We start from the raw sequence: 17,918 nt of genomic DNA on the forward strand, positions 1-17,918 counted from the left end.
TGTCAGTCGGCCGCCTTCTTGCCAAATTGCGGATCGATCCTGACGAAAGCGGCGGCCACCAACGAGGGCAGGGTGGCAATGCACACCCAGATAAAGAAGTGTTGATAACCCAGCTGCGCTTGCAACCAGCCGCTGGCCATGCCCGGCAGCATCATGCCCAGCGCCATGAAACCGGTGCAGATCGCGTAATGCGCGGTCTTGTGCTTGCCTTCGCCCCCGTTGCTGGCGACCATGATCATGAACAGCAGATACGCGGCGAATCCGAAGCCGTAACCAAATTGCTCCACGGCAATCGCGGTTGCGATGAGAAAGATATTGCCGGGCATCGCAAACGCAAGATACACAAACGCAATGTTCGGCAGATGCACGGACAGCAACATTGGCCACAACCAGCGCTTCAAGCCGTGGCGTGAAATAGCATAGCCGCCGAGCAATCCGCCGAGAGTGAGGGCGATCACGCCGATCGTCCCATATACCAAACCGACATCAGACGTGGAGAGCCCGAGTCCGCCCTTGCTCGCGGGATCAAGCAAAAATGGCGCAACCAGTTTCAGCGCCTGCGCTTCCCCGAAACGGAACAGCAACAGAAACGCGAGAACAACCCAGATATCCTTTCGCCTGAAGAAGGAAGCGAAAGTCGACACAAAACCGTCGAGGACGTTTTCACCTTCTGCCGTGGGCTGGTCACCCGTCGGAACCGGCAACATGAACCGGTGATAGACGAACAGCGCGAAGAACATCGCCGCCAGGATGAAGAATACAATCGACCACGCCAGCGTGACATTGCCGGTCTGTTCGCCGAGTTTTCCCGCCAGGAATACCAGGCCGCCTTGCCCCGCAATCATGGCAATGCGATAAAAAGTGCTGCGTACGCCGACAAATGCGGCCTGCTGATGCTGCTCCAGTGCGAGCATGTAGAAACCATCCGCCGCGATATCGTGCGTGGCCGAACTGAATGCCATCAGCCAGAACACCGCCAGCGTGATCTGGAAAAAATGCGGCATCGGCAACGTCAGCGCGACCAGCGCCAGCGAACCACCGATCACCAATTGCAGCAGCACAATCCAGAAACGCTTGGTGCGGAACAAGTCGACAAACGGTGACCACAACGGCTTGATCACCCATGGCAGATAAAGCCAGCTCGTATAAAGCGCGATGTCGGTGTTGGAGATGTTGAGGTTCTTGTACATGATGACCGACAGCGACATCACGACGACATAGGGAATGCCCTGGCCGAAATACAGCGACGGAATCCACCACCATGCACTTCTTGCCGCGTCGATAGGTTTGGGAGTGGCCTCCTTCTCTGAAGGCAGTGCAACACGACTCATGCAGTGGATCCGTCAAGTGCCGCACGCACACTGCCTTTGGCATCGGCCAATTCTTTCATGGCATTCGCAACGCTGATTTTTTTCAGGAGTGCCACAATAGCCACCTTGACCTGATAGTCGCATGACTCCAACATGGCCTGCGCGTTCGCGTCGTCGGCGCCGGTCGCCAGCGCCGTCAGGCGAATCGCACGCTTCGTCAGCTTCGCGTTAGTCGGTTTCAGGTCGACCATCAAGTTGCCGTAGATCTTGTTCAAGCGCACCATCACCGCGCTGGAAAACGTGTTCAGAGTAATCTTCTGCGCCGTCCCCGCCTTGAGGCGCGTGCTGCCCGAAATGAGTTCAGCACCGGTGTCGAGTGTGATACCGATCTCTGCCTGCAACACCAGCGGTGCGCCCGGATTGTTGGCGATACCGATGGTTAGCGCACCGGCCTCACGCGCAGCACGCAATGCACCCAGCACATAGGGCGTAGTACCGGCGGCGGCAAGCAGCAGCACTACATCGCGAGTATTAACTCCCGCAGCGATGATATCTGTTGCACCCTGTTCGAGTTTGTCTTCTGCGCCTTCTATGGCTTGATAGACCGCGTCCCTGCCGCCCGCCAATAGCGCCACCGCGCGTTCTCGTGGCCACGAGAATGTTGGGTATAGCTCTACGCTATCCAGCAAGCCCAACCGACCAGATGTACCGGCACCAACATAGACAAGCCGCCCGCCGGCGTCAAGACGAGGCACAGCGGCGGCAACTGCCACGGCAATCTCAGGCGCGGCGGCACGCACGGCATTGACGGCGGTCACCTGATCGTCAGCAAAGGCATTGACGAGGTCAATCACCTCGTACTCATCAAGCCGCGTATGTTCCAGACTAGGCGTTTCAGTTTTAAGCATTTCTGCGGCGTCCTTCAATTGCGATTCATTGCGAGTCGCAATGTTTCAATGGGTTTATCCTGCGCGCGCAATCGATACGCCTTCGACGTACACATCCTTCAATTGAAGATCCCGATCAATGACCACCATATCTGCCCACGCGCCCGGCACGAGCCGGCCGCGATCCGCAAGCCCCAGATAGTCGGCCGCATTGGTTGAAACTCGTCGCGACGCATCGGCGAGATCCAGTCCAATCTGATTGACCAGATTGCGGAATGCCTGGTCCATGGTCAGCGTCGATCCCGCCAGTGTACCGTCGGGCAGTCGCACACCACCCAGGCATTTAGTTACGGTGTGACGGCCCAGCCGGTATTCGCCATCGGGAATCGGTCACGAAGAACAGGCGGGGAATGCAACGCAACGCCACACGAATAGCACCGGGATGTACATGCAACATATCAGGAATGATTTCCGCAAATTCCGCATGGGCGAGAGCAGCGCCTGCCATGCCGGGAAGGCGATGATGCAACCCCGTCATGGCATTGAAAAGATGCGTGAATCCGCTGGCGCCCTTGGCGAGTGCGCTTACGCCATCCTCATAGGTGCCCGAGCTGTGGCCGATTTGAATTCTGAATCCGGCTGCCACCAGGGATTCAATCGCCTCCAGATTGCCGGCGACTTCAGGCGCCAGCGTAATGACCCGAATTGGGGCCAACGCGTTCAGGCGTTGCAACTCGCCTGAATTTAATGGGCGCGCAAAATCCGGTTGTGCGCCGAGTTTGCCGGGATTGATGTAGGGACCTTCCAAATGCACGCCAAGCACGCGGGCGGCTGGGGCGCCAGATCGCTGTAATGCGCGATCGCAATAGGGCGCCAGGCCGGCAAAGGCGCTTTCCAGATCGCTCATCGGCGCGGTCATGGTGGTTGCCAATAGCGACGTGGTCCCACTGCGCGCATGAACTTCGGCGATACGTAATACCGACTCGCCACCATCCATGATGTCGTGCCCGCCGCCGCCATGCACATGCGTATCGACAAAACCCGGCAAGATGATGGGCATGGGGGAATCCCGCAAGCTGTGAATTTCAATTGCCTCGCCGGTAATCCCCGTTAATCGGCCACCACTGGAGTTGCCGTTACCTTCGCCGGGAATGAACTCGATGGCGCCACGAACGAAGCCATGCGGCGTCAGAATATTTCCGTCGATGCGATTCATGCGACGCAGGTCACGCAAGATCTGGACGGTGTGAAATGCCTGATGCGAAGAAATGCGTCGCGACCAATAGGCATGGAACCGGCAACGGGATGCCTATGCATTCAACTGTCCCCGTGCCACAACCAAATCAGGCATTCGGGATTCATTTCGCCGCTCAATCTGAATTCGCAATTTGCAGGCCATTCCGCTATGATAAAACCAATTTTATCCCAAAGGGTCGGCGCATTTGCGGCGCATTCATTTTGCGCTGCAATTGCTTTGAGCATATTTGGCGAGCTGAAAAAGAAACCGAAACCGTTTTATAGTCGCATGCGGTTTCCGGCGAATTCACAAAAAAACATTGGAGGTGGTATGGCTATACGCATTCTGTTGATCTGTTTGATGGTATCGCTGTCGAGCTGGGCGTTCCCGGCCTCAGCGAAGAATTTTCGCTGGGCATCAAAGGCGATGCGACCACCCAGGATCCGCATGGACAGGATGAAAGCTTTACCAAATCGATCAATGCGCTGGTTTATGAGCGGCTGATACAACCCGGAAAGGATATGTCGCCAACACCGTGGTTGGCAACTTCCTGGAAAGTGGTCAGCCCGACCAAGCGCGTCATCACCCTGCGTAAGGGAGTGAAATTTCACGATGGCTCCACCATGACTGCAGACGATGTGGTTTTTTCCTTCGAGCGCGCGGCAAAGTCAAACCAGTTCAAGACCTATTCGATTCCGGCAGGCGTCGCCAAAAAGATCGATGACTACACGGTCGAATTCACCACCGCGACCCCAAATCCAGTCGGCCTTATTTCCATCGGTGAAATCCCGATCATGAGCAAGAAGTGGGCAGAGAAAAACAACGCGCTGCTTCCGCAGGATTTCACGACGAAAGAAGTCACGTACGCGTCGCGCAATGCCATGGGTACCGGACCGTACAAACTGGTCTCGTATGAACCGGGCATAAAGATCGTGCACACCAGGAATCCAGATTGGTGGGGCATCAAGGAAGGGCGCTCGGAGAGCAATATTGACACCATTGAGTACCGCCCCATCACCAGCGACGCGACGCGAATGGCTGCTCTTAAGTCTGGCGAAATCGACTTCATTCCCGATCCGTCGGTCCAGGATGTGAATTTGCTTCGCGAGGACAAGGCACTGAAAGTCTGGGATGGCGATGAGACGCGGGTGATCACCATCGCACTCGATCAGGCGCGTGACGAATTGTTGTTTTCGGACGTGAAAGGCAAGAATCCATTCAAGGACAAGCGCGTGCGCATGGCCTTGTATCAGGGGATCGATATCAATGCAATCAAGACCCAGGTGATGCGTGGCCTGTCGACGCCCACTGCGTTGGGAAACCCGAATCCGAAGGGCGAGGGCATTCCGGCGTCGCTCGACAAACGCTTCCCGTTTGATCCCGAGGCCTCGAAGAAGCTGCTGGCCGAGGCTGGCTACCCGAACGGCTTCGGTTTCACCTTGCATTGCCCGAACGACCGCTATACCAATGACGAAAAAATCTGCGTGGCGCTGGCGGGCATGTGGGCGCGCATTGGCGTAAATGTAAAGGTTGAGGCAATGCCAAAGGCACAGTATTTCCAGCGCACACCGAAGAAGAAAGTCAGCGCATGCATGCAAGGCTGGGGCGACAACAACCGCGACGGCATGTTCACGTTGAAGCCCCTGTATCACAGCCTCAATGACAAAGGTGCTGGCGATACCAATTACGGAAACTTCAAGAATGCGGCGCTGGATGAACTGATCGACAAGGCCGATGTTGAGATGGATCTGGCCAAGCGGCAGACCATGATCAATCAGGCGGTGGAGCTGATTCGTGACGAAGTGCTGGTCATACCGCTGCATCGTCAGGTGATTCCATGGGTATCACGCGCGAACGTCAGCCTGGTTCATCGTTCGGACAACAAGTTCGCACCACTGTGGGTGAAGGTCCAGTAACGATTCCTCAGAACAGTTCTTGCTGCAGGTGCCGCGACAGCGAGGCATTCGACCTTGCATTTCGCGGCAGTCGCCGCCATTGAGTCTGGCTGCTCACCACACAAGAAAAACAGGTTAATCGCGCGATGGCACTCACCTATATCTGGACGGGTTTTTTCCTGGTCGGCTTTCTGGCTGCGCTGGTGCAATGGCTATTTCTCGGTGACGTAGACGTCTTCAAGCGCATCATCGATGGTACCTTTACCGCGGCAAAGGCCGGCGTCATGGATATTGCCTTGCCGCTGGCCGGGATCATGACGTTGTGGTTGGGGATATTGAACATTGGTGAAAAGGCGGGTGCGATCAATCTTCTGGCGAAGATTATTGCGCCGTTTTTCTCGCGGATTTTTCCGGAGGTGCCGAAAGATCATCCCGCAACAGGTCACATGGTGATGAATTTTTCCGCCAATTTTCTGGGACTGGATAACGCCGCCACGCCGTTTGGTTTGAAAGCGATGGAGAGCTTGCAGAGCCTCAATCCCAGCAAGGATGAAGCCAGCAACGCGCAAATTATGTTTTTGGTTTTGCACACCTCCGGACTGACGCTCATTCCGCTCTCCATCATGGCGCAGCGCGCCATCCTAGGGGCCAAGGATGCGTCCGACATTTTCATACCCACCCTGATTGCAACGTATGTCGCCACCGTGGTGGCGATGGTGTCGGTCGCGATCAAGCAGCGCATTAATCTGCTGAATAGCGTCGTCCTCGGCTGGTTGGGCGGAATCACCGCCTGCATTGTTGGGTTGATCTGGTACTTCACCTACTTCCTGTCAAAGCCGGAAATTGAACTCGTCTCCAAGGTAGTGAGCAACCTGATCCTGTTCTCGATCATTGTCGGCTTCATTGTTGGCGCGCTACGCAAACGTGTCGATGTATACGACGCGTTCATCGAAGGCGCCAAAGGGGGAATCGAGACCTCGCTGAAAATCATTCCCTACCTTGTCGGCATGCTGGTGGCGATCAGCGTATTGCGAAATTCCGGAATCCTGAACTTCATCGTGAGTGGATTCACGTGGGTGTTTACGCAACTCGGCGTGAACACCGATTTCACGCCCGCCTTGCCGACCGCGCTGATGAAGCCAATCAGCGGCAGCGGTTCGCGGGCAATGATGATCGACGCGATGCAGACTTACGGCGCCGATTCATTCGTCGGTCGCCTTGCGTGCATATTCCAAGGGTCTGCCGACACCACGTTCTATATCGTGGCGCTTTACTTTGGCTCGGTCGGGATCAAGCGGACGCGTTATGCGATTACTTACGGTTTGCTTGCCGATTTCTCAGGTGTGGTGGCGGCGATTTTCATCGCGTATCTGTTTTTCCATTGACCGGAATCCTAGAACGCTAATCGGCGCGCCTTTCCGGGCAAGAGTGGCGGGAGATGCCCGCCAGATCACGAGTTTGATTGAATGCTCTGTATCGTCTTGGTGAGATAGAACCATTCGTTACCCGGGACCGCTTGCGCATCAGGAAACAGAATGCAGCCGTCGTCTTCGGCGAGCAATTGCGTGCCGTCGTGCCGGGTAGCAATCAGATCGCCTTTGTGCAGGGGATCAAAACTCGCCCACGCGCGACTGAACGTATCTCCCTCGTGATTCTTGTCATGGACCTCGTACATCCTGAGCGCTTCGTATTCCGTGACAGGCGGCGGCGATGGCGATGCAGTCATGCCAAGGTGCGCAAGCGTATTCAAGATCGCGCGATAGCCCACTTCCGGCGATGAGGGATCGTCATGCTGACCGCATTCGAGCGTCACCGAATATCCGCCGACCGAGCGCATGTATTCAGTCGTGCCGACGCCATAGCGTGGGTCGGTGTTCAGAGGGTTCAATGGCTGCCCTGCGGAGCATGTCTCGCGAACTCGCCGGTTCACGCCCTTTGCATAGGTGGAAAGCCAGCCTTCGACAAATCGCTTCACACCCAGCCGCAGAGCGAGGGCCCTTTCTTTTTCGTTGTGGGTGAATGGCTGCAGTGAACCGGAGTTGTTTTCGGGCCCAAGCATGGCAAATGCCGGGTTTTGTGCCCGGGTGGAATGCAGGTCGAGTAGCACATCGTGGTTTGCCAGCAACGGACAAAGCCAGTTGGCGATGTGGTCCTCAAAATCCTTCGGTTCCGCCACAGGGTACAGGTTGCGATTCAGATTCCGATCGCCAGCGCGCTCGCGGCGTTGGTAGGCAAGCGGGTTTGTGATCGGCACAAACGTGACTGTTCCCGCGGACAAATTCAAGCGACCGGCGTCGATATCGTCCAGTACACGCGTGATAGCCTGCATGCCGCAGGTTTCGTTGCCATGTACCGCGCCGAGCACGATGAGACGTGGACCGGGTTTAGTTCCCGAACAGGAAATGGACTTGAAGTGATAGCTGGGAAAAGGGGATTGTTCGGTCATGGAGGACGCGGCGTTCGCTGAGAAGCCAATTATCGTCCGGCATTCTACCGCGCTGAACTGAAATGACGATGATTTGGTATCGCGACCCACAAAGAAAAAGGGCCGCATCGTTAATCGATGCGGCCCAGAGATTCGGCGGAGCCCGTCTTTACGGGAAAGGCTGCCTCATGATGACTTTTCTCTGCGTCAGGGTATTGATGGTGTACGTCATGACCGCGTTGCTCTGGTCGCTGAAGTCCAGTGTCATCGTTCCGACCTTCGTCACCACGAACTGGGCTGGGTTGTAATTCACACCGAGCCAGGCCGAGCTGACCGTCGAGTAGATGTCACCCGTGAACGAGGAACCATTCCACGTGCCGCCCGGTACGGTATAGAACACTGTGCGACCTGCGGAATCGTAGGTGTACCAGACCGGGAACAATACGCGGCCTTGTTGAGCGATATTCATGCCCCAGCCGTTTTCCTGATTGCCTGCCCACCACATATCACCGACCTGAAGCTTGGGCTGGCCGTCGTCCGTCGCAAATGGCTGACGCACAATCGTCTTGCTGCCGGTCTTGCCTTTAATCGTGTAGCTCAATGTCGCGGTCCCCGTGCCAGTGTAGGTAACCGTCGCAGTTCCTACTGGGCCACCGGTGATGCCAAGTGGGTTGAATGCGGTAGCAACATAGAAGCTCAAAGGCGATGACGTCGGCTGATACAGCGCACCTGTAAAGGCGGTATTTGCCGCATTCCACGTGCCATCTGGCAACACATACCAGATCGGATTGCCGCTATCGTCATACACATACAAGACAATGAACTGAGCCCGGCCATGCTGGGTGATTGATGCGCCCCAGCCATTTTCTGCCGAGCCGACCCACCACATATCGGTGAAATCGGCAGCTCCTGCCAATGTCGTCACTGGCACCGTGGCTTGTTCAAAGCCGGCATCCAGCACGTGGAGGTAGGTCACAACATAATTATGTGTGCCTGCCGTGATCCCGGCGACTGTGCAGCTCGCCACGCCGATGTCAGTGGCTCCCGGTAGCAGGGCGATAGATACTGCGCCGCAACCTGGCAAGGCAGTGCCATTTTCATTGAACGCTACCTTGTTAGTCAGATTGGTTCCTGTGACCGTTGCCTTCAATACGACTGTTGCACCAGGCACCGGCTGCTGAATCGGTGTCGTTACAACGTTCAGACTGACTGCACTGGTATTGACCAGCTGCTGAATGAATGAAGTATTGGTTGGGTTGTTCAAATCCCCGCTATAGGTTGCCGAGTAGTTAGTCGGGTTCGTGACATTCAAGCGGCCAGGAACCGGGCATGTTGCACGGGCGGAAACCAACGGCACGGCTGTACAGAGAGGGACCGGTCCATTGGGGCTTGATATGAAGAACGATACCGATCCTGTCGGATTGGTACCGCTTATGTCGGCCGTAAGTAGCAGTGGAGCCCGATAGATCGACGGGTTGCTCGATGTACTCAGGTTGACTGCGCCCGGTGGAATGACGCTAAAACTGCCCGTAACAGTTGGTGCCGCGGCAAAGTTGGCATTCCCGGCCTGCGTCCCTTGCAGCGTGCAAGTACCCAGAATCAACAGTGTCACAGTCGTCCCATTTACACCCGAAGTCGTACAAACGGCAGGTGTCAATGAGGTCACCGTGACCGCGAGACCAGATGGAAGTCACCGAAACCGCGATTGGTGCCGTACCCAGTGGCTGGTTCTGCAGTCCGCTGAAAGCAATCGTCTGTGCACCTTGACCAATTGCAAAGCTCTGCGTGACTTGTGGTGCGGCAGTGTAGTTGGAATTGCCAGCCTGATTGGCGGCAATCGTGCAAGTACCCAGTGCAACACTCGTAAAGGTTGTACCTGAGACCGTACAAACTGCCGGTGTTGTACTGGAGTACGTAACCGCCAAGCCCGACGATGCGGTCGCGAGCGGGCTGATCGCCTGTGGCGATGCGCTGAAACCGCGTGCAGGCAGGGCACCAAAGGTAATCGTCTGTCCCGCTGCATTGATCAGGAAGTTGCGCGAAACCGCCGGTGCTGCCGCGAAATTAACGTTGCCCGCTTGATTGGCGACGATCGTACAAGTACCAGTCGTCAGCATTGTCGCGTTCGCTCCGGCCACGGAGCAAACCGCCGGGGTCGTGGTGGTGAATGTAACCACTAAACCAGAGCTGGCGGTTGCCACAAGAGCAACAGGCACCGCGCTAAATGTCTGGGCAGCCGGACCAGCGAACGTAATCGTCTGCGCAGCGTTGGCGACGGTCAGCGTGAAGGCCTGGGACGCATTTGGCAACGTACCGTTCGCTACCCCGATCGTGACGGGGAATGTACCCGCCTGAGTGGGCGTGCCGGAGATCACACCTGTCGTGGGGTTGATGCTGACCCCGGTCGGAAGCGTGCCGGTTATTGAGAACGTGAATATTGACGGCGTGCCCGTGGCGGTTACCGGGAAGGTCGTACCTGCCACGTTGACCGTGAATCCATTGAAACTGTTGGCACTTGTAATGCTAGGCGCAACCGGTGTCGCCGTCGGATTCACCGCTACGCTGGCTGATGGCACACTGGTCAACGTTGCGGTATTCGTTGCGGTAACCGAGCAGGAGTAGATATTCCCGTTTGTTAGGCCTGTCACCGTAATGGGTGACGCGGAGCCATTGACCGTCACGTTCGGCGTTCCTGTGCAAGTTGCCGCGTAGCCATTGACCGCAATCGGCGCGCCGCCGGTATTGGCTGGAGCAGTGAATGAAATCGTTGCTTGCGTGCTACCGGAAGCACCCGCTACGCCTGTTGGCGGGCCAGGTGCAACTGCGGTAATTGCAAAGGTCTGCGATACCTGTGGTGCAGCACCGAAGCTCGCGTTGCCAGCTTGGTTGGCATTGATTGTGCAATTTCCCACCGACACCATGGTGATATTGAGGCTATTGGCCGGCGTGATCGTACATACGGCCGGGGTGGTCGATGTAAGTGTTACTGGAAGGCCGGAGCTCGCGGTTGCACCCGAAGCGAATGCCGCACCAAATGCTTTCGCGCCCGGGTTCGCGAACGTGATCGTTTGTGCTGCCGGCGCAATAATCAGCGCGACGACTTGCGTGAAAGGCGGATTTACGCCATTCGATGCGGTAACTGAAAAGTTAAATGTGCCCGCAGCCGTCGGAGTGCCTGCCAATACGCCACCTGCAGTTAGCGGAGTCAAACCTGTTGGTATGGCGCCAGCTGTCACCGCAAATGTTGGGGCCGGGGAGCCAGTTGCAACAAAGGTGGGGTGTACGGCGTATTCACAACGCCAGCGGCCGGTAAGGCGCTGGTGATATTGGGGGCTGCACTGAGGTTCAGGACCAATGAATTGGAACAGCAAGAGATGTGAGCATTGCCGCATCGACGGCGTTTCCACGATCTGGCGTCGCAACGCCAATAGTTGACCAGCCAACAATCCAGCGTGTAACTGCGCTGCTGGCGTTACATTCGGCTGTGGCGCAATAACGAAACTTTGGAAATCAATTGGTTCTGGCCGGTGCCACTGCCCTGCAGACGTTCCGCCAAATCGATTGTCGGTGCCGAGGTAATCCCGATGGGAAACGTAAAATTGCCGCATCCGCAGTGTTTTTTGGATCGGGAAAGATTCCCGTGATGGTATTGTTCGGGAATTTGTTCTGAAAAGGCCGCTATCCGGCAGGACTGGACCTTATCGAAGTATTCGCGCCACGGGAACGATTCCGTCGTACTAGGTAACGCAAGGTTAACCTGAATAGTCGCTCCACCCAGTGTAAGAAAACGCGGTGGTGTTCGTTCCAGTACACCCCTGACCCGACAGGAAAAATATGCTCGCCGCATTGGCGGGCCCCCGCGTTCCTAAAATCGCAACGCACCCAAGACAAATGTGCATAGTAATTTTTTGATATTCATCTTTTGCCTCTATAGCGATTATTTAGCGTTTGCGAAAACTTCAAATCGTCGAACCGGTCAGGTATAGATCAAAGGTCAGGGCAAGACAAACAGCGAACGGGCTTTCACCGCTGAGATGTCGGTCGAAGAAATTGATCCGAAGCATTCAAATCAAGGGAAATTCACGCAGAAGTCAGTAATTTTGACAGTAGGCGCGCTTTGACGCCACTGATATCAATGACGCTTCAGAGTTATTGACATCACCGACAAAGGAACCCAAAGCGTAACAGTGTTATTCCGGGGATCCATTGACGCCATTCAATGTGACTGTTACGCGCTTATTGTCTGCTACGCCGGTAATTGGGACCAACACTTCATTGCCGGCAAACGGATGCCACCGGTTCCAATTGCCGTCGTTGCGAAGTTGTCAATGGCTGCACGGCGGTGGCCGCAATCGTCACCGGTCCACTGAACTGGAACACGATGTTATGGCCGCTACCAATTTGCCGTGGCTCGACATAACAAGACGTTTGAGCAGTCAATATCGTGGTTCCAAGGCTATCAAATGGACCTACTCCCGTGAGTCTTCCAGACGATTTTTTTTTTCACGGCGACAAGAACTCAAGTGCCCCGGCAGTTGAGTGTCCCAAAACGGCTGCCGGAAGGATTGCCGTTTCCAATTTCGTTAGTTGCAGTAACCCGGTGCATGAATACGGCGGTTCCTGTCAGGTTCGGACAGTAATAGTTGATGTTGCTCGGTCGCGTTAAGACCATTGCAGGTTGTCGTATAGATGGAAATAGGTTTTCCACCATTTTAGCCGTGGGCGGCGTAAACGAAATCGTAACCTGACCATCGCCCGCGCTGCCATGTTTGGCGCACCTGGACGCAGTCCCGGTAAGACCCGATAATGAAGCGAATCACCTCTTGTGCAGGCAAGTACGATGCGTTGCCAGCCTGATTCGCAGCAATAACGCATGTATCTGTTGTCAAGAGGAAAACGCTTGTTCCTGTGACAGCGCAGCTTTGTGAAGATCGCGAGCTGAAGACTACGGTTAAGCCGGATGTGGCGGTTGCGGAAAGTGTTATTGGCGAAGCCCCGCAAACGACTGATTGCTTGGACCAGCAAAGTTAATGGTTGGCTTGGTGCCCCGCCGACCACGAGCGTGAATGATTGTTGAACAGAGCGTCGCCGGACGTCGCGTAAAATGAGCGGATATGATCCAGCTGCAACAGTAAGCTGGCCGCCAAGTGTTGCTGTTCCAGTACCGGAACAAAGGTTAACCAGTGGGTAACGAAGCAAGTGGAACTGTAATTGTCGGTGACGGAATGCCGGTTAGATACTACAAACGTATTCGTTGACGTCGTGCTAAACGTGGCGGTATTTGCACTTGCAAATGCTGGTGCCAAACGTACTGGTTCAACGTAAAACTAGCGGTGATAGGTGCTTCGCTCAGGTACCGTCGTCGCGCCGCAAGTGGTATCTGCATCGACTGCCACTGTCGACACATTATTTCTTTCAAACTGATAATGTAGGGCCAGCGTTTGCCGATGCTTGCAGCAGTGTGTGTGTGTTGCCAACAATTGATTGTTGCCAAGCCAATGGTGCTGAACCAGTGGCGCCGAGATCCGACAGTTTGCGGGATTATGGGATTATCCTATGGTCAAGGGCCAGGGGTTATTGAAGTCATAGGTCGTATCGCCAAAACCCACGCCTTGCGAAAGGCTCGTCCACTTGAAATCGCCCACCCCCTGTAGTGCGGCAGACTGCAATACTACCGTGTATCCACACGTAAGTTGACCACCGTTGTATTCATACAAAGCGAAACTTGGACAGCGGTGCCGATCGTAAAACTTGCAGAGGATGCGCCACCACGGGATCCCCCGGCAGAAAAGAAGGCCGTTACCGCCGCATGGGTCGGAGAGGCAAATCCCAATGCGGCGGTGAAAAGTACTGCCGCAATGCGAATGATCTTGGTCAGGTTCATGTTTTGCCTCTTTACGAGTTAATTAGTGTTGCAACGACATCCGCTTGCAACAGGAACTTCTTCGGCGGAACTCTGGCACTGCATACTTGATTGATACGTTCATTCAAATTTACCAGATGCAGGATACCACTTAATTCTATTACGAAAAACGCCCAATCAGGGGATGTCACAGCGACCGCCAAACGGTCGCCTCCGGCTGACAAACGGACTTACGCACTAGCCTTTACGGCATTTTTATACGTTTCCAAAGTCCGCAATTTGAGTCTGGTCAATCAAATTCATGAAAAATGGAGTTATCACCCTATTAAACGAAATTTCCCAGGATTTTCCGCCATTGCTGTTCCAGATTTGCCTGCCTATTGGTCGGACGCCGGACAAACTCCAGCACTGCCGGTCCTTTCCAACTGTTTTCTTTCATCAATCCAAATTCTCTGCCAAGCGTATTCATTTTGCCAGATGAATCAAGTTGTCGATCCAGCGACGTTCATGGCAAAGACCTGCTAATTCGCGCTTTGGTTGCTGCGATATCCGCTGAACCAATTACCCCGGTGGCGTTTAGGTCCATCAGGAAGTTGGACGCGTTTGCCGGCTGACCAGAGCGCGCTTTTACGCTGCTTACGTCTGTTTGCGTGACATTCCGAGAATTATTCACGTCGCCGATCAGGAATCCGAGGGATACGGACTTACTTGTGGTTCCGTTGACGCCTGAAAGTGAAACTGTGGCGCGCTGGGCGTCTGGGACGCCTGTTAGGGTGACGATGACCTCGTTTGATGCGGTTCCTGCGCTGACTGCGGCCGACCCCACCGGAGTTGTTGCCGAACCCGTGGCGGAAACTGTTCCGCTAAACGTGAAGACGATCGTATGACCTGTGCCGATCGCGCGAGGCTCGACTGTGACTGCGCCGCCGATGCTTTGCGCATCGTCGATAAGCAAGTCGAAGGGGCCGGCGGGACCGTGAGTCTTACGTGAAAAGGCGGATAGCGCATTCAAGTTCACTCCGCCAGTAACGGTAACCGTTTGCGTGATCTGCGGGGCTGCACTGTAGTTGCCATTGCCGGCCTGATTGGCTTGGATGGTACAAGTGCCGGCAGTGAGGAAGGAGATGATGCCGGTGCTTATGCTGCAGACACTGGCGGAACCCGGGGCGATGGTGAAGGCGACCGTCAGACCCGACGTCGCGGTGGCGGTCGGCGTGTGGTTCCGCACTGCCAATGGAGGCGGCCGGAGCTGAAGACGTAAGGTGATGGTCTGCGCATTCAGGCTGGTGGTGACCGCGACGGTGGCGGTGGCCTGGTTGTAGTTGGTGTCGGCGGCCTTGGTGGCGGTGACGGTGCAGCCGCCGGCAGGCGCGGCGGTGAGGGTGGTGCTGGCGATGGTGCAGTTGGCGTTGTTCGAGGTGAACGTCACCGCGCCGGTGCCCGGTGCCGCCGAGTGGTGGCGGTGCCGCCGTCTGGCCGATGGCCGGGGTCAGCGGCGTGGCGGTGGCGGTCAGCACGGCCTGGCTGCCCTTGTTGATGACGATCGACTGCAGGACCTGCGATGCGGCGGCATAGGTGGTGTTGCCGGCCTGGTCGGCGGCGATGCAGGTGCCGGCGGTGACGATGGTCACGGTGGCGCCGTTAGCGCCGCCGGTGGTGCAGATACCGCTGGTGGTGGAACTAAAGTGACCGGAGTCCGGAGAGCCGCCGCCGGTAGCCGAGACGGTGAAGGTGCCGGCCGGAGGCCATAGGTCACCGGACCGGGGTTGGCGCCGAAGTGATGGTCTGCTGCATTCAGGCTGGTGGTGACCGCGACGGTGGCGGTGGCCTGGTTGTAGTTGGTGTCGGCGGCCTTGGTGGCGGTGACCGTGCAGCCGCCGGGGCAGGCGCGGTGAGCGTGGTGCTGGCGATGGTACAGTTGGCGTTGTTCGGTGAACGTCACCGCGCCGGTGCCAGTGCCGCCGGTGGTTGGCGGGTGCCGCCGTCTGGCCGATGGCCAGGGTCAACAACGTGGCGGTGGCGGTCAGCACGGCCTGGCTGGCCTTGTTGATGACGATCGACTGCGGGACCTGCGATGCGGGGGCATGGGTGGTGTTTGCCGGCCTGGTCGGCGATGGCAGGTGCCGGCGGTGACGATGGTCACGGTGGCGCCGTTAGCGCCACCGGTGGTGCGGATCCCGCTGGTGGTGGAACTAAAAGTGACCAGTTCAGTGAGCCGCCGCCGGTGGCCGAGACGGTGAAGGTGCCAGCCGGGGCATGGGTCACCGGACCGGGGTTAGCGCCGAAGGTGATGGTCTGCGCATTCAGGCTGGTGGTGACCGCGACGGTGGCGGTGGCCGGGTTGTAGTTGGTGTCGGCGGCCTTGGTGGCGGTGACCGTGCAGCCGCCGGCGAGCGCGGCGGTGAGCGTGGTGCTGGCGATGGTGCAGTTGGCGTTGTTCGAGGTGAACGTCACCGCGCCGGTGCCGGTGCCGCCGGTGGTGGCGAGTGCCGCCGTCTGGCCGATGGCCAGGGTCAACGGCGTGGCGGTGGCGGTCAGCACGGCCTGGCTGGCCTTGTTGATGACGATCGACTGCGGGACCTGCGATGCGGCGGCATAGGTGGTGTTGCCGGCCTGGTCGGCGGCGATGATGCAGGTGCCGGCGGTGACGATGGTCACGGTGGCGCCGTTGGCGCCGCCGGTGGTGCAGATGCCGCTGGTGGTGGAACAAAGTGACCGGATTCAGTGAGCCGCCGCCGGTGGCCGAGACGGTGAAAAGTGCCGGCCCGGGGCATAGGTCACCGGACCGGGGTTGGCGCCGAAGGTGATGGTCTGCGCATTCAGGCTGGTGGTGACCGCGACGGTGGCGGTGGCCTGGTTGTAGTTGGTGTCGGCGGCCTTGGTGGCGGTGACCGTGCAGCCGCCGGCGAGCGCGGCGGTGAGCGTGGTGCTGGCGATGGTGCAGTTGGCGTTGTTCGAGGTGAACGTCACCGCGCCGGTGCCGAGTGCCGCCGGTGGTGGCGAAGTGCCGCCGTCTGGCCGATAGCCAGGGTCAGCAACGTGGCGGTGGCGGTCAGCACGGCCTGGCTGGCCTTATTGATAACGATCGACTGCGGGACCTGCGATGCGGCGGCATGGGTGGTGTTGCCGGCCTGGTCGGCGGCGATGATGCAGGTGCCGGCGGTGACGATGGTCACGGTGGCGCCGTTGGCGCCGCCGGTGGTGCAGATGCCGCTGGTGGTGGAACTAAAAGTGACCGGATTCAGTGAGCCGCCGCCGGTGGCCGAGACGGTGAAGGTGCCGGCCGGGGCATAGGTCACCGGACCGGGGTTGGCGCCGAAGGTGATGGTCTGCGCATTCAGGCTGGTGGTGACCGCGACGGTGGCGGTGGCCTGGTTGTAGTTGGTGTCGGCGGCCTTGGTGGCGGTGACCGTGCAGCCGCCGGAGACGCGGCGGTGAGCGTGGTGCTGGCGATGGTGCAGTTGGCGTTGTTCGAGGTGAACGTCACCGCGCCGGTGCCAGCTGCCGCCGGTGGTGGCGAGTGCCGCCATCTGGCCGATGGCCAGGGTCAACAGCGTGGCAGGTGGCGGTCAGCACGGCCTGGCTGGCCCTTGTTGATGACGATCGACTGCGGGACCTGCGATGCGGCGGCATAGGTGGTGTTGCCAGCCTGGTCGGCGGCGATGATGCAGGTGCCGGCGGTGACGATGGTCACGGTGGCGCCGTTGGCGCCGCCGGTGGTGCAGATGCCGCTGGTGGTGGAACAAAAGTGACCGGATTCAGTGAGCCGCCGCCGGTGTGAGACTGGTGAAGGTGCCAGCCGGGGCATAGGTCACCGGACCGGGGTTGGCGCCGAAGGTGATGGTCTGCGCATTCTGGCTGGTGGTGACCGCGACGGTGGCGGTGGCCTGGTTGTAGTTGGTGTCGGCGGCCTTGGTGGCGGTGACCGTGCAGCCGCCGGCGAGCGCGCGGCGGTGAGCGTGGTGCTGGCGATGGTGCAGTTGGCGTTGTTCCGGGTGAACGTCACCGCGCCGGTGCCGAATGCCGCCGGTGGTGGCGAGTGCCGCCGTCTGGCCGATGGCCGGGGTCAGCAACGTGGCGGTGGCGGTCAGCACGGCCTGGCTGGCCCCTTGTTGATGACGATCGACTGCAGGACCTGCGATGCGGCGGCATGGGTGGTGTTGCCGGCTGGTCGGCGGCGATGATGCGGAGTGCCGGCGGTGACGATGGTCACAGTGGCGCCGTTGGCGCCGCCGGTGGTGCCGGAATGCCGCTGGTGGTGGAACTAAAGTGACCGGATTCAGTGAGCCGCCGCCGGTGGC

16 protein-coding genes and 1 pseudogene are annotated in these 17,918 nt (G+C 57.8%); 3 read left to right on the top strand and 14 right to left on the bottom strand.

From position 1 onward, the window contains the following. Positions 1-2 precede the first annotated feature (2 nt). From IPP88_22155 to IPP88_22165, 3 genes and pseudogenes are all read right to left on the bottom strand, one after another. Entirely contained in the window at positions 3-1,331 is a 1,329-nt protein-coding gene (locus IPP88_22155; protein ID MBL0125260.1) for an MFS transporter, read from the bottom strand. Beyond that, positions 1,328-2,218 (bottom strand): N-acetylmuramic acid 6-phosphate etherase, encoded by an 891-nt coding sequence (locus IPP88_22160; GenBank protein MBL0125261.1) that lies wholly within the window; start codon positions 2,216-2,218, stop codon positions 1,328-1,330. The genes IPP88_22155 and IPP88_22160 overlap by 4 nt, the downstream gene beginning before the upstream one ends. Positions 2,219-2,272: 54 nt before the next feature. Next, positions 2,273-3,413, bottom strand: a pseudogene (locus IPP88_22165) (N-acetylglucosamine-6-phosphate deacetylase). 189 nt (positions 3,414-3,602) lie between these two features. On the opposite strand from IPP88_22165, the gene IPP88_22170 reads away from it, so the two are divergent. From IPP88_22170 to IPP88_22180, 3 genes are all read left to right on the top strand, one after another. Beyond that, complete coding sequence (locus IPP88_22170; GenBank protein ID MBL0125262.1) at positions 3,603-3,938, top strand: hypothetical protein; 336 nt, start codon at positions 3,603-3,605, stop codon at positions 3,936-3,938. Between the two features lie 17 nt (positions 3,939-3,955). Beyond that, the gene (locus IPP88_22175) at positions 3,956-5,350 is read left to right on the top strand and encodes an ABC transporter substrate-binding protein (protein ID MBL0125263.1); all 1,395 of its coding nucleotides are present in this window, start codon (positions 3,956-3,958) and stop codon (positions 5,348-5,350) included. 125 nt (positions 5,351-5,475) lie between these two features. Further along, positions 5,476-6,714 carry a hypothetical protein gene (locus IPP88_22180; protein ID MBL0125264.1) on the top strand — a complete coding sequence of 413 codons (1,239 nt, stop codon included), beginning with the start codon at positions 5,476-5,478 and terminating at the stop codon, positions 6,712-6,714. A gap of 65 nt (positions 6,715-6,779) precedes the next feature. On the opposite strand, the gene IPP88_22185 is transcribed toward IPP88_22180, so the two are convergent. The 11 genes from IPP88_22185 to IPP88_22235 form a co-directional block, all read right to left on the bottom strand. Next, entirely contained in the window at positions 6,780-7,775 is a 996-nt protein-coding gene (locus tag IPP88_22185) for a succinylglutamate desuccinylase/aspartoacylase family protein (GenBank protein MBL0125265.1), read from the bottom strand. Positions 7,776-7,923: 148 nt separating this feature from the next. Further along, complete coding sequence (locus IPP88_22190) at positions 7,924-9,018, bottom strand: hypothetical protein (GenBank protein ID MBL0125266.1); 1,095 nt, start codon at positions 9,016-9,018, stop codon at positions 7,924-7,926. 253 nt (positions 9,019-9,271) lie between these two features. Beyond that, on the bottom strand, positions 9,272-10,936 hold the full coding sequence (locus IPP88_22195) for a putative Ig domain-containing protein (GenBank protein MBL0125267.1): 1,665 nt from the start codon (positions 10,934-10,936) through the stop codon (positions 9,272-9,274). Between the two features lie 2,489 nt (positions 10,937-13,425). Further along, a complete protein-coding gene (locus IPP88_22200) occupies positions 13,426-13,638 on the bottom strand; it encodes a hypothetical protein (GenBank protein MBL0125268.1) in 213 nt (70 codons plus the stop codon). A gap of 484 nt (positions 13,639-14,122) precedes the next feature. Next, positions 14,123-15,046, bottom strand: a complete 924-nt coding sequence (locus IPP88_22205) for a hypothetical protein (protein MBL0125269.1) — start codon at positions 15,044-15,046, stop codon at positions 14,123-14,125. A gap of 198 nt (positions 15,047-15,244) precedes the next feature. After that, complete coding sequence (locus IPP88_22210) at positions 15,245-15,559, bottom strand: hypothetical protein (GenBank protein MBL0125270.1); 315 nt, start codon at positions 15,557-15,559, stop codon at positions 15,245-15,247. A 197-nt stretch (positions 15,560-15,756) separates the two neighbouring features. Further along, positions 15,757-16,275: a hypothetical protein gene (locus IPP88_22215; protein ID MBL0125271.1), complete on the bottom strand. Its 519-nt coding sequence runs from the start codon at positions 16,273-16,275 to the stop codon at positions 15,757-15,759. 63 nt (positions 16,276-16,338) lie between these two features. Continuing rightward, entirely contained in the window at positions 16,339-16,587 is a 249-nt protein-coding gene (locus tag IPP88_22220; GenBank protein ID MBL0125272.1) for a hypothetical protein, read from the bottom strand. After that, positions 16,584-17,168, bottom strand: coding sequence for a hypothetical protein (locus IPP88_22225; protein ID MBL0125273.1), 585 nt, complete (start codon positions 17,166-17,168; stop codon positions 16,584-16,586). The genes IPP88_22220 and IPP88_22225 overlap by 4 nt, the downstream gene beginning before the upstream one ends. Then, entirely contained in the window at positions 17,165-17,311 is a 147-nt protein-coding gene (locus tag IPP88_22230; protein ID MBL0125274.1) for a hypothetical protein, read from the bottom strand. Before IPP88_22230 ends, IPP88_22225 begins: the two co-directional genes overlap by 4 nt. A gap of 64 nt (positions 17,312-17,375) precedes the next feature. Continuing rightward, on the bottom strand, positions 17,376-17,711 hold the full coding sequence (locus IPP88_22235; GenBank protein ID MBL0125275.1) for a hypothetical protein: 336 nt from the start codon (positions 17,709-17,711) through the stop codon (positions 17,376-17,378). Positions 17,712-17,918: the final 207 nt, after the last annotated feature.

This window comes from Betaproteobacteria bacterium (assembly GCA_016720925.1).
GTDB lineage: Bacteria > Pseudomonadota > Gammaproteobacteria > Burkholderiales > Usitatibacteraceae > UKL13-2.